Here is a 13,542-nt window from a genome sequence, read left to right as displayed (position 1 = left end):
ATTTGCGCGCCACTTAGCATAGCTAGATGGCCTATCGTTTTATCAGTTACCCAAACTTGGATGATATCTATGGATCACACTCCGCAGTCGCAACTCAAACTGTTGCTCGCTAAAGGTAAAGAGCAAGGTTACTTAACCTATGCTGAAGTGAACGACCACTTACCAGCAGACATGGTCGATTCTGATCAGATTGAAGATATTATCCAGATGATAAATGACATGGGTATCCGCGTTTTTGAAGAAGCGCCAGATGCCGATGACATGATGATGTCGGAAGACAACACAGACGAAGATGCTGCAGAAGAAGCTGCGGCAGCACTTGCAACCGTTGAAAGTGAGTTAGGCCGTACCACAGACCCTGTACGTATGTACATGCGTGAAATGGGTACAGTAGAGCTACTTACTCGCGAAGGCGAAATTGTTATTGCCAAGCGTATCGAAGAAGGTATTAACACAGTACAAAGTTCTGTGAGTGAATACCCTCAAGCTATCGCAATGATCTTAGAGCAATTCGACCAGTATGAAGCTGAAGAATTGCGCTTGTCTGATATTATCTCTGGATTTATCAATCCTGACGACGATGACGTCGCCCCTACCGCCACCAATGTTGGTTCAGAAGTCGCGAATACCGATGATGACGATGACGATGACGATGACGATGATGACGATGACGAAGAAGAGGAAGAAGGCAACAAAGGTCCAGATCCTGAAGAAGCAAAAGAGAAGTTTACTCAATTAAGAGAAGCTTACGAAAAAAGCTTAGGCATTATTGCTGAAAAAGGTCGTGACCACCCTGAAGCCATCGGTTCGTTATTTGTTATCGGTGAATTATTTAAAGAGTTCCGCCTTGTTCCTAAACAGTTTGACCGTTTAGTGAAAAGCATGCGCAACATGATGGATCGCGTACGTGTTCAAGAACGTCTAGTGATCAAACTTTGTGTTGAACAAGCTAAAATGCCGAAGAAAAACTTCATCAAAGCATTTACTGGCAACGAAACTAATTTAGATTGGTTTAAAAAAGAAAAAGAAAGCAGCAAGCCATACGCAGAAGGTCTTCGTATGATTGAAGACGACGTCACGCGTTGTGTCACTAAGCTTGGTGCCATCGAACAAGAAACAGATTTAACCATCGCAGGCATTAAAGACATTAACCGTCGCATGTCTATCGGTGAAGCGAAAGCTCGTCGTGCGAAGAAAGAAATGGTTGAAGCTAACTTACGTTTGGTTATCTCTATTGCTAAAAAGTACACCAACCGTGGTTTACAATTCTTGGACTTAATCCAGGAAGGTAACATTGGTTTGATGAAAGCGGTTGATAAGTTTGAATACCGTCGTGGTTATAAGTTCTCAACTTATGCGACTTGGTGGATCCGTCAGGCGATTACTCGCTCGATTGCTGACCAAGCACGTACGATCCGTATTCCAGTACACATGATCGAAACCATCAACAAGCTGAACCGTATTTCACGTCAAATGCTTCAAGAAATGGGCCGCGAGCCGTCTCCTGAAGAATTGGCAGAACGTATGATGATGCCTGAAGATAAGATCCGTAAGGTACTTAAAATCGCTAAAGAGCCAATCTCAATGGAAACCCCAATCGGTGACGATGAAGATTCGCATTTAGGTGATTTTATCGAGGATACGACTCTCGAGCTACCATTAGACTCAGCCACAAGCGAAAGTCTAAAGAACGCCACTCACGAAGTGCTAGCAGGCCTAACAGCCCGTGAAGCAAAAGTACTGCGTATGCGTTTCGGTATCGACATGAACACCGACCACACTCTAGAAGAAGTGGGCAAACAGTTTGACGTAACACGTGAGCGTATTCGTCAGATTGAAGCTAAAGCGTTACGTAAGTTACGCCACCCTTCTCGCTCAGAGATTTTGAAGTCTTTCCTAGACGAATAAGCTTATTTGAGCCATCTGTGGTTAAAAACCTGCTTCGGCAGGTTTTTTTATGCCTCATATTTAGCGCATTAAATACTCATCCTGTTTTTCTACATAAACAACTCAATACCAACAACTCAGTTCAATGTCACTCATTGCAGCGCGTTCATGCCCTATGCCTTGAGTTAATGGTTATCAAAGTTGCCGTTATTTGCCTTAAAAGCAACAAAACTGCTTAACAGATAACCAATTGAAACAAGATAAGTAAATAGTGCTCAAAACACGGGTGACAAGCGCCAACAAACTTCGTATACTTTCACCCGCTTTCGATAGTGACGACTATCGTAAGTCGGCCCCTTAGCTCAGTTGGTTAGAGCATACGACTCATAATCGTCAGGTCCCCAGTTCAAGTCTGGGAGGGGCCACCAATTTAGATAAGCCGTAGCAGGTTAGCGCCTACTACGGCTTTTTCGTATCTGGAGTTTACAGTTGCTGTAATGGGTGACGTAGTGTTCTAAATCACATTAGAAATTCTCTTGCTTGTCTTTTTTTATCTCTTCAATTACTGTTAGCTAATTCGTTTTTTTAGAGTTCGTTTTTCCGCATGCTACACCACAATAAAGGGATTTTTATGAAAAATATTGGAATGTTAACCTTAGCTTTATCATTAACGCTTTCGGCCTGCACTTACACTTCAAACGTGAATATGGGTAAAAGCTTTAGCGAAGAACAAGCGGCTCAAATTGTGAAAGGTAAAACTACTGAAGGCGAACTGATATCTCTATTAGGCGAACCTCAGATGAAGTCAGTTCTAAATGAAACAGATACAAAGTGGGTGTACTATTACACCGACGGAACTGCATCTGCACAAGCTTTCACAATGAAAACCACAAGCGATATGACAAGTCACATGCTCGATATTTTGATTCGTGATGGTGTAGTTTTAAATTTTGCAGAAACCCATAGTCCGATAAATGTAAACATGAACACTGCCACTTCTATCGAATAAATCTATTTATAGAGCCTGTAAATAGATTTATTACCTATTTAGAAATGTGATTAATGGTTCTTGATACTGCTCCGAAAATGGGTCGTTGTTTGTACTAAAAATACAAAAAACTAGTCGCCTCTTAAGATGTCCAAAAACTGGATCGTACTGGTTGCGAAATTAACCGATTTAACAAGCTCGTTCGTCAATTGTGCCTCTAAGAGCCAACACTGACGAACGAGTAACACCAACAAGTTAGACTATCTAATCTGTGTCTGTAATCGCAGATATGGTAATCAAAAACTTATCTACATCCTTTAAGACTCCTTTCTTAATGCAAGCAGTTACCCATTTTGAAAAATTGCTCATATTCATACCTTGAGCTTTTAAATCCCCATGAATTACCGTTCTTTCTGTAGAATGGTCGTTTTGCATTCGACTGCGTACAGCTTGATAAACCGCTTGTTCATTTTTTGATAGTACGTTGTTCTCTTCACCTTTTGCTTCTGGTGGTTCTATGCCTTGATTCAGTGCTGCTAACGAGCAAATTTCATCGCCATCATTATCTGTGAACAATCTATGTTCAACCAATATAAATGATTGCGATGGCTGCTCTTTTTCATCTTTTGATTTGGTGCATTTGAGAATATAAGCAGGTTCAGAGTCGCTGCCCCGCTCAATTCTAAATTCAATATCACAAGCCGCTCGCAAAGATGATGATCCCCTAGCCCGCTCTTTGTCTTGAACTCCGCTGTGATGAACAACCAACAAGGTGGCTCCTGTATTCGCCCTTATTTGATCACAAGCAGAAATAAATGCGCCCATATCCTTAGCTTGGTTCTCATCCGCCCCACCAAAGCTACGTGCCAACGTATCAATAATGACTAAGCCGAACGATTCACCAACAGCACTAGCCTTATTATTAATCAGCTTAACGAGTTCAAGCATGTGACCGCTATCAGTAATCTGCACGCCAAAATCAATACGATAAAGCTGTTTAAGTTGCTCTCCGTTGTTGTACTGATTAGCTAAAGCTTTTAAGCGGCGACTCACCCCCACACCACCCTCGCCAGCAATGTATAAAACGGGTTTAGGCTGCACACGACAATTATTCCAATCTATGCCTAATGCAATATGGGCCGCCCATGACAAAGCATGAAATGATTTATAACTACCTGATGCACCGTAAATCATACCAAAAGCATTAGCTGGTAGGTAACCTTTGATTAAATAGCTAAATTGTTGATCAAACCCCTCCCAACCTTGTGCGAGTGAAAACAGTGATTCACGCTCTTTTGTCTTTTCTTGTGGCTCTAAATTAATTTCGTTGCGCTTTGGCTTTATTGGCTGGCTGATAACAGCCAATCTCATTTCTTTAGGAATATCTGCACAATCAATGCCCATCATGCCACCTCACTAGCTGGTGGTATTACGTATGAACCATTAACGGCCAAAGCTGCCTTAATAGCTTCACGCTCACCTGTACCGCTTTCGTCATTATCGGCAATAATGATAATGTCAGCGTTTGGCCTGCAAGCTCGAACAACTAAAGCAACATTAATCAAATTACCTGCACTAAATGCACACAGCACTAATGCATTAGGTACGCACTCTGCCACTGCTGAACACGTAGCAAAACCTTCACCAATATAAATGTTGCGACTATCTTTACCTGATAACGGATAGAAACCTCCTTTGACTTTCGAGCCTGACAAAATATGTTTTTCACCACTAGGTTGTACAAACTGTAGACCCGAAAGTGTAGGATTAAATATCGGCACCACCAGCGATCCTTTATTAATTATGTAATCACCATAAAGGTGTACGGCCTTTGTGAGTTCAAAAGTGCCAAAGGGCTGCACTTGCTTTACATTTAAATAAACATTGCTTGCGAGGGTTGGTGTACAGGTTTTAAGTATTGCGTGTGCCCTTACCGCTGCTTTGCCTTGTTTATTAGCAAGCTTTGCCACCTCTTGTACTTTAGCTTGTTCAGCCCTGTATCTGTTTCTCTCAATCGCTGCTGTATCAACAGATTGACCAATTGAAAACCCAACGTAAGGCGCAACCATTAAAGCGGCCTGACGTGCGTTTATGCTATGCAGTTTAGCCACCAGCGATAAACCATCACCGCTACCGCAACCACGGCAGACATAAGTACCCCGCCCTTCTTTATCATCAAAAGTAAAACGGTCATTACCACCGCAAGCGGGACATGGTTTTGCTTTCTTGTAGTAGATTTCGCCACAAAGGTTATTGAGAATACTTAACCACTGCCCATTAGCTAAGGTCACAACATCACGAATTAAATTATCAGTCATGATCTACCACCTTAAATTGGTAGACAGCACGTTTATCAGTTAGGTAATAGGACTCTATTTTACATCCGCAATAAGTCTCTAATTGGGGATTCACTTTTTGAATAAAACTGGGTAGATAAGGGATTGCTGCACATGCCTTTTCAGCATCTTTTCTTAGTACAGGTACAGCATTCAGCAGGTACCTTAACCCAGTTGCAACATCAGCTGAGAACAGTTGCTTCTCAATGGCTTGCGTAATGCTGCAACGGTTTGTAGGATTGCATTTCGGCAATGAATCGCTAGTAGTAAGTCTGTTTTTCATTACAGACCACCTTGTTCGAATTGTTGAAGCTGTTCTTCTGTCCAACCAAGGAAAATACCATTAGCACGCTTTGGAGCAGGCAAAATGCGATCTTTTGCCCACCAGCGCCATAGTGATTTTCTCGAGCGATTGTATCGAATTTCTAACGCGTGATAGCCGTAATATTTAGTTGGTAATGACATGTTTTTAACCTCATTTAGAATGTCTGAGGCGCCAATTTAAATAGAAGGGAAATAGGCGAGGGAACGATTCGCCTATTTTTAAAATTTAGTCAGTAAGCTTTTCTCCACTAAACCACTTAATCACAGTTGCCTCTTTCCACCCCAGCTCCCTCGCTACGATTCTGAGGACTTCCGTTTTTGATAACCAAGGATTAGCTTTTATTTTAATGAGGGCCAATTTACGGGCTTGATCTTTTTTAATTACCTTTGACTCTTTTTTTGCTTTTGTCGCTTCGTTAGTAGATCGAAATCCAGCATGAAGTAACTTTTCATGCTCAATTAAATTTACCGCCCTAGCTAACGAAAGTGCTAACAAAGAATGTTGCAACGCTAATTCACACTTATTCTCTTTATAATATTGTGCTACTGCATACATATGGTTTAAGCCTTGAGCAGCTAACGAAGCTCCTGCTATTTCGTTGCAATGATTCTCAATATAACCTTCTAATGAATATGTGTGTCCACGGTAACCTTCTTCATAATCAAGTTTTAAGCCATTTTGATTATAAACAGCATATTCGAAAGGTAGTCCGCGTAAATGCAGAAATTGTTGGAAGAAAAGTTTCTCGCGTTCAACCATGCTTAGTATCTGCTCATTTTCATGATTTTTTTCTATCTTAGCTTTAAGCTTATCGCCACTAATTATGTCGCCATCAGAATTACAGAATGATTCGACTACCGTCTTGTGAATACTGGTGTGCGGCTTACCATGCTGACGCTTCACATCTCTAGTAATAATCTTTTTATTAGGATCACGCCCTGTAACGTTCTTTATCATTTCACTCCCCTCAATAGAATGACTTTACCTTGTTCATTGCCTAGCTGATTTAGTAGCGACCGCTCCCAAGACTCCAAAGCAATGCGTTTTTCATGCAAATAGCTGTACCTATCGTAATGCTTACTAGAAACATCATTCAGAGCGTGATTTTGTAATCGGTCCCGTATGTCTTTTGATATGCCTAAAGCACCCATCAGCGTTTTACAGGTACGCCTAATATCACGAGGAACAAAGTGTTTAGAATCTGGACGAGCCTTCCGATAACGGTCAAGGCTTTGCGATAATGAATCAAGTCTCAAGTGTTGATTATGATCAAATCTATGAGGGAAAATAAACGGATTTAAGGGATCTCGCTCAACGTAAAGCTGTTCAAGTATCGTTATTGCAGAATCAACTAGTGGTAATAGGTGAGCACGCTTATTTTTAGACACATCTGCAATAATTTCAAACGTTGCTTCGTTCCAGTTAATCGCATCCCAACGGCTAGCAGCAAGCTCATAGGGGCGTTGCCCTCCAGTATAAAAACAAAGCTGGATTAACTTTGCTACATGGAAGCCCATTTTAAAATCATCACGAGTGTCAAGTACACTTAGTAAGTCGCGTGTTTCATCAAAGGTCAGGTAATTATCTCCGACACTTTCGGCAGCGGTTTGCTTGGGAATAGCTAAAACAGGATTAAAGACAATACCAAACAGTACATCACTACCCATCTTTGCAGGGTCGTTATCATGTTTTAATCCATAGTTGAAAGCCGCACTAAGATAAGAGCGAACCCGATTACTTTGAACTGCTGCCCCCCTTCTAATAATTGGACCTAAAACTGATTTAATGTCATCAACAGTCACATCTTTAGCTTTAGTATAAGGCTTAATAATAGGGTAAATTTCTTTTTCTAATACCGCTAATACAGCTTTATATGTGCGCTTGCCGTCTAACTGCATTTGATTGGTGTAACCTTCAAACAATTGCTCTAAGCTACCTTTTTTAGCTTCAATTCTAAGTTCAGCTTCTTCTTTAGTTTTAGCTTTTTCTATCTCAACTTTAGGATCGATGCCTTGCTTCACCATACCCGCTAATGGCTGCGCGGCTTCACGAGCGCCCGCTAAAGACATAGAAGGATAACGACCTAATTGTACGTATTGGCGCTTACTGTCTAATTGGTATTTAAACGCAAAGACTTTAGCGCCAGAAGGATAAATAGCAATAACCAAACGGCCAGCGCCACGCTCGCGAGATGAGTCAATAAGTTCATATTTATTAGCTTTAGGTAGAGCACCTTTAACTTCGCGCTCGGTTAGTGCTTTGGTTGTCATTGTATGGCCTTGAGCTAAAGCCTTGCCTAGTCTGAAAGGTTACAGGTGACGTAACGGGTGACGTAGTGACAAGACTCAATGAGATATAACAAAACAATACAAGACTTGCAGCTATCAATCAAACCCTTAACTTACATAGGTTTTATGTCTCATTAGATTACTTTATCATCTCAAAGTTTCTTACCTTTTTTATGACTCATAATCGTCAGGTCCCCAGTTCAAGTCTGGGAGGGGCCACCAATTCAGATAAGCCGTAGCAATGTTTCATTGCTACGGCTTTTTCGTTTCTAATGTTTAGGATTTTGATGGGTCACAAGCATTAACGGTGTGCTATCGAGCTGATGCAATTCACCACGCTATGCTTAACATGGCGTTGCATGATGCGAGTTAACTGCAAGCGTTATGCTTTATGAATATGTAAGGGGCTTTTTTCTAAATGCGTTTGTGCAGCGGTTATGGCCACCACAGCTTTAGAATTAAACTCTCGTTGATATAAGGTGTAAACCACAAATAAACTGGCCACGATAAACATCCATGGGTTCACAAACCAGCAAAGCGCTGCCATTGAATAATAATATGATCGCAGACCATAATTGTAAGAATGAGCGGCTTGATCTTGTACTACAGCCATTTGCCTTGCGTAAGCGATGAGATCTTTATCGGTGCCGGTTTTATCCAACGGCGCGGCGCCTATCATCACGTTAACAAAACCATATTGGCGCATTGACCAAGTAAATTGGAAAAAAGCCAAGACAAAAATCCCGACTAATAAACCAAGTTTAACCTGCACTAATGCATGATTAGGCGGGGCGGTAAATGGAATTGAAGCAATGACCGTTTCCAGCTTTTCGACTTGCGAGAATAAGGTCAATACACCCGCTAAAACCAGTAAGGTCGTTGAAGCAAAAAAAGCAATATTTCGTTCAAGGTTAGCCAATAATGCAGCCTCGCCCACTCGGTTTTCTTTACCAATAACTTGCGACATCCACATAATTCGCTGTTGATGCATTACCCTGGCAATACAGTTGGTAGTCTTAGCTTTACGCCGAGCAAAACTGGTGTAACCAACCCAGGCAACTAAAAACACAATAAAGGCTAACGAATCGATCCAGGGCACGATCATGCTAATCATCTCAGGCAAAAAATAATAGATTGATTATGCATCAGTTTTTACTCACCTTAAATCAGTTTTTGTCTAAAACCGTTCCGCGTTAATAAGTAATGACTTAGCGAGAGTGTAAAAGGGCTTAAACACGGCGCATGACTGAATGAATAGTGGTTATCTTTCGAAGTCATGTAACGCAGTGTAAGCCGTTTTAAAACTCGCTTGAAAGGAATGTTCCAGCCACTTTTACTCTGCGCTCTCGCTATGTTAAAGGGCACAACCATTACCGCGTAGCGACGCCTTAATCAAAAACTGCTGGACGCATTCTGAGTGGTCAGTGATTAATGCGGATTAGTTTAAAATGGGCTTGGGCTAATACAATTCATAGTCTCGAGGGTAATGGGATGAATAAAAGTGAGGCTAGTGGCATGCAAAAGTAACCGCGGCGACATCTGTTGTGACTGTTCATTATGATACAAATCACAACCCAGTATAGGATGGCCAATCTGCTGGCTATGAATACGTAATTGATGCGTACGGCCTGTAATGGGGCTAAACGTCACCTTGGTTGATAAACCGTGTGGGTGCCTTTCTATGACCTGGTAATGACTTTTAGCAGGCTTGCCTGTGTCATGGCAAATTTTCATTAATGGAAAATTATCGACATCTTTGGCGATGGGTAAATCAATCTCACCTTCTTCATCCGGTAACACACCGTGAAGTATTGCAGTATAAGTTTTGCTTATCGTGCGTTGCTGAAATTGTTGGGTCAATAAACCATTAACCTGTTTATTGAGCGCCACCAGCATAATACCTGAGGTGCCAAAATCGAGGCGATGCAATAAGGTCGCTGTAGGAAAGTCTTGCACTAAACGATAATGCACAGAATCTTTATTTAACGGATTTTTACCCGACAAACTCAACAACCCTGAAGGTTTGTTGATGAGCAGTAAGTGTTCATCATGGTATAACACCTCAATAACACCGTGACAGGGTGGCGCAATAAATTCAGACATAACATTTTGATCATCAAATTATACGGCGATAATAATAGCAAAGGTGGCTCATTGGCCACCTTTGTATCTTTAAAGTCTTTAAAAATAACTTAAGTACGCAAACGTCCTAGCTGTTGATGTTGCTGACGAACAAGCTCTGCAAGACTGTCACTGCTTTGTTGTGCTTCGTCGGCGAGTTGTGACAACTCAGAGGCCGAATCTGAAATACCGGTAATATTACGATTGACCTCTTCAGTGACCGCACTTTGCTCTTCAGCAGCGGTCGCAATGTGTGTCACCTGGCTCGATATCTCATCAATTTGCGACACGATGGCATTTAATGACTGCAACGCCAATTGTGTTTGCTCAACGGCTTTATTCGCGCCTTGAGCTCCTTTATCAATAATGTTCGATGCGTTTTTCACTTCTTTTTGCAGTGAATCAATTAAGGTACTAATTTCATCAGTCGACTTTTGAGTTCTCGATGCTAATGTTCTCACTTCGTCGGCAACCACAGCAAAACCACGACCTTGCTCTCCAGCACGTGCAGCCTCAATAGCGGCATTCAAGGCGAGTAAATTAGTTTGCTCTGCAATAGCACTAATCACCTCTAAAATACGACTAATATTGCCACTACTTTGCGACACTAAATTAACCGCTTGCTGCGCCTGGGCTGACTCTTTAGACATGCCCTCAACAAACACCATAGCTTGAGATAAACGCGACTCACCTTCTTTAACATTGATGGTCATCGACTCCGTTTCCATCGCCGTTTGCTCTGAGGCTTTTGCCACTTCTAAGGCGGTGGCACTCATTTGATTAACTGCAGTGACCACACTTTCAATCTCATTATATTGTCGATTAACACTTTCACGGGTGTGCTTAGCGATCTCAGCTGACTTAATACTTTCTTGTTGCGAGCTGTCTGCAAGTATTTTAAGTTCAGAAATTAAATGGCGTAATTTAGCAATAAAACGATTAACCCCACCGCCTAACGCTATCAATTCCGCATGGGCGTCTACATCTATCGTTTGGGTTAAATCGCCTTCGGCACTGGCCAAGTTTTCGACCCGCGTTTGGATCATATTGAGCGGCGCAATAATACTGCGAATAACCAAACTAATAATAATCACGGCAATAACGGTAACGGCGATGCCAATCATTAATAACAAGCCACCTAATGACATTTCCATTTCGGTCATTGAATCGTTCATATGATTAACGGCCATAAAGGCCTGACTTTTGGGCACTTCAATAATCAATGACCATGTTGCATTGGCAATAGGGATGGCAATAGGATAGCCAACTGCAATGCTGTCTGGCTCATTAACAAAACCAGAGGTGTTATTTAATGCTAATAACTTTTTGGCCAATTCGGGCTTAACCGACTCACTCAATGGCCGAGCGAATTTAGTATAATGGCTTGCGGCCACCACAAAGCCTTTTTGGCTAACCAGAGTGACTTTAGCCTGGCCCTGGTATAAGCTTTTTGACAGTTCCATAATCATGGATTGGAATATCGGTAAGTTAATATCTACACCAACGATACCTTTAAATTGATTATCGACGACGACCGCTGAGGTTAACGATGTCATCAATACTTGATTGCCCGGAGTGATTTCGTATAAATATGGCTCCATCAAACAAGGCTTTTTACTGTCTTTAGCACATAAATACCATTCGGCTTCGCGTACGCCAAATTCGTTTAGCGTACTGATATATTTATCTTCTGCATTTGCCACAGATTGCTGCTTTACGGACCCGTCTGTACCACGAGTGTTATAAACCTCTAATGTGCCAGCATTGACCACACTATGACTACTGCCGCCTAAATAACTGTCATCGAGATAGTCATAGCCGTTAGGTTCAAAGTGAACATACATAGATGATATCTGTTCATTTTTTTGCAATACAGCGGCTAAAGACGACTCTACACGTTCGCGACTTAAAGGATCTTTTTGAGCAGTTTGCTCTAACAAGCCAGCAAATGAATATGGAATACGATACGCCTCGTTAATAAAGCCAGCGACACGCTCACCATACTCACCCGCTCTGGCAGATAATTTGTCGTTGATTTCTTGCTGTAAAGCCACTTCCACTTCGGCTGCTAAGCTATTATTTTTATCTTTTAGCACGACCCATAAACTGGATGACAGCACAACTACGGTGGCAATAAACAATGCCGAGGTGATCCATAACAACTTTACTTTGATGGATAATGCTTTCATTCAATTTTAACTCCCAGTGTTTACACGACTTTTTAAGTGTAGTCCGCTTTTAAGAACATAACGTAAAACCCAAAAAAAATCCCGCTAAAAGCGGGATTTCATTGAACATTTATTAAACAGCATTCTACGATTTAAACACTGCTTGAAATGTACCATCCATAATGGCTAAACCAGCATCAATTTGCGCATCAGGAGCCGTTAGCGGCACTAACACACGAATAACATTACCGTAGGTGCCACAAGACAATAAAATAAGCCCACGACTTCGTGCTTCAGCCAAAATCTTAGCGCTATATTGTGGTGCGGGTACGCCATCGTCCATCAGTTCAATGGCTATCATGGCGCCTAAACCACGCACATCTGCAATTTGCGGGTATTTAGCCTGCATATCGGTTAATGCCGTTTTAAGCCGATTACCCACGTCATTAGCGCGAGTTAATAACTGCTCTTCTTCAAACACTTCAATAACTGCGAGCGCTGCTGCACAGGCAATAGGGCTACCACCATAAGTGCCGCCTAAGCCGCCTGCGGTTACTGCATCCATGACGTCTGCTTTACCAGTAATACCAGACAGTGGAAAACCACCGGCGATAGACTTAGCAAAGGTGGTAATGTCAGCGGCCACACCCATTTGCTCCATCGCAAAGAAAGTCCCTGTACGACCCGCGCCAGTTTGTACTTCGTCTGCAATAAGCACAATGCCATGGTTGTCGCACAATTCACGTAAGCGCTTCATAAACGATGGTGTAACGGCGTAAAATCCGCCCTCACCTTGTACAGGCTCTAATATAATCGCCGCGATATCAGCAGGCTCTGCATCATTCTTAAAAATACGCTCAATTGATGCCATTGCATCATCTTCAGACACACCATGCATTTCACACGGAAATTCAGCGCGGAACACATTGGCTGACATTAAGCCCATGCCTTTGCTGTACGGTGCGACTTTACCCGTTAATGCGAGTGCGGCGATGGTTCGACCATGATAGCCAGAAGTAAATGCAATAACCCCAGCTCGTTTTGTATACGCACGCGCTACTTTTACCGCATTCTCGACCGCTTCTGAACCACTGGTGAATAACGCGGTTTTCTTGTCGAAGTCGCCAGGGACTAAATGGTTAAGTTTTTCACATACCGCAATATAGCTTTCGTAACCTAATACCATAAAACAGGTATGCGAGAAGGCATCTAACTGCGCAGCTACAGCCGCTTTAACTTTAGGGTGTAAATGGCCTGTATTGAGCACCGCAATACCACCCGCAAAGTCGATATATTCTCGACCTTCAACATCCCATACCGTGGCGTTTTCAGCACGTTCAGTAAAAATAGGGTGGATTTGTCCTACACCTTGAGCCACTGCCGCTTGGCGACGCGCCATTAGTCCATCATTTGTTTTAGTCATAGCCCG

General features: G+C 42.2%; 12 protein-coding genes and 1 tRNA gene. 3 read left to right on the top strand and 10 right to left on the bottom strand.

Translation table 11 applies throughout. The features are described 5' to 3' along the window. Positions 1-69: 69 nt before the first annotated feature. The 3 genes from rpoD to AC19MX_RS06305 all read left to right on the top strand — a co-directional run bounded on the left by rpoD (position 70) and on the right by AC19MX_RS06305 (position 2,896). Positions 70-1,908 carry an RNA polymerase sigma factor RpoD gene (gene rpoD, locus AC19MX_RS06315; RefSeq protein ID WP_498297116.1) on the top strand — a complete coding sequence of 613 codons (1,839 nt, stop codon included), beginning with the start codon at positions 70-72 and terminating at the stop codon, positions 1,906-1,908. 330 nt (positions 1,909-2,238) lie between these two features. Next, positions 2,239-2,315 (top strand) — tRNA-Ile (locus AC19MX_RS06310). Positions 2,316-2,518: 203 nt separating this feature from the next. Then, positions 2,519-2,896 (top strand): hypothetical protein, encoded by a 378-nt coding sequence (locus AC19MX_RS06305; protein WP_498297114.1) that lies wholly within the window; start codon positions 2,519-2,521, stop codon positions 2,894-2,896. Positions 2,897-3,139: 243 nt separating this feature from the next. On the opposite strand, the gene AC19MX_RS06300 is transcribed toward AC19MX_RS06305, so the two are convergent. From AC19MX_RS06300 to gabT, 10 genes are all read right to left on the bottom strand, one after another. Then, positions 3,140-4,282 carry a helicase RepA family protein gene (locus AC19MX_RS06300; protein WP_498297112.1) on the bottom strand — a complete coding sequence of 381 codons (1,143 nt, stop codon included), beginning with the start codon at positions 4,280-4,282 and terminating at the stop codon, positions 3,140-3,142. Beyond that, positions 4,279-5,193: a primase-helicase zinc-binding domain-containing protein gene (locus AC19MX_RS06295; RefSeq protein WP_498297111.1), complete on the bottom strand. Its 915-nt coding sequence runs from the start codon at positions 5,191-5,193 to the stop codon at positions 4,279-4,281. Before AC19MX_RS06295 ends, AC19MX_RS06300 begins: the two co-directional genes overlap by 4 nt. Next, positions 5,186-5,494, bottom strand: a complete 309-nt coding sequence (locus AC19MX_RS06290; protein WP_498297109.1) for a hypothetical protein — start codon at positions 5,492-5,494, stop codon at positions 5,186-5,188. The genes AC19MX_RS06295 and AC19MX_RS06290 overlap by 8 nt, the downstream gene beginning before the upstream one ends. Beyond that, complete coding sequence (locus AC19MX_RS06285) at positions 5,494-5,676, bottom strand: hypothetical protein (protein ID WP_498297107.1); 183 nt, start codon at positions 5,674-5,676, stop codon at positions 5,494-5,496. Before AC19MX_RS06285 ends, AC19MX_RS06290 begins: the two co-directional genes overlap by 1 nt. Positions 5,677-5,761: 85 nt before the next feature. Next, positions 5,762-6,493, bottom strand: a complete 732-nt coding sequence (locus AC19MX_RS06280; RefSeq protein WP_498297105.1) for a hypothetical protein — start codon at positions 6,491-6,493, stop codon at positions 5,762-5,764. Beyond that, complete coding sequence (locus AC19MX_RS06275) at positions 6,490-7,806, bottom strand: tyrosine-type recombinase/integrase (RefSeq protein WP_498297104.1); 1,317 nt, start codon at positions 7,804-7,806, stop codon at positions 6,490-6,492. The genes AC19MX_RS06280 and AC19MX_RS06275 overlap by 4 nt, the downstream gene beginning before the upstream one ends. Before the next feature lie 400 nt (positions 7,807-8,206). Next, the gene (locus tag AC19MX_RS06270; RefSeq protein WP_498297103.1) at positions 8,207-8,929 is read right to left on the bottom strand and encodes a DUF599 domain-containing protein; all 723 of its coding nucleotides are present in this window, start codon (positions 8,927-8,929) and stop codon (positions 8,207-8,209) included. Between the two features lie 338 nt (positions 8,930-9,267). Then, a complete protein-coding gene (locus AC19MX_RS06265) occupies positions 9,268-9,927 on the bottom strand; it encodes an RluA family pseudouridine synthase (protein ID WP_498297101.1) in 660 nt (219 codons plus the stop codon). An 89-nt stretch (positions 9,928-10,016) separates the two neighbouring features. After that, complete coding sequence (locus tag AC19MX_RS06260; RefSeq protein ID WP_498297100.1) at positions 10,017-12,134, bottom strand: methyl-accepting chemotaxis protein; 2,118 nt, start codon at positions 12,132-12,134, stop codon at positions 10,017-10,019. Between the two features lie 124 nt (positions 12,135-12,258). Then, complete coding sequence (gene gabT / locus AC19MX_RS06255) at positions 12,259-13,536, bottom strand: 4-aminobutyrate--2-oxoglutarate transaminase (protein WP_432399365.1); 1,278 nt, start codon at positions 13,534-13,536, stop codon at positions 12,259-12,261. Positions 13,537-13,542 lie beyond the last annotated feature (6 nt).

It is taken from the genome of Shewanella sp. MF05956 (genome assembly GCF_059758055.1).
Note: the sequence above shows the minus strand (reverse complement) of the source record. Positions and strands in the feature narration are given on the sequence as shown.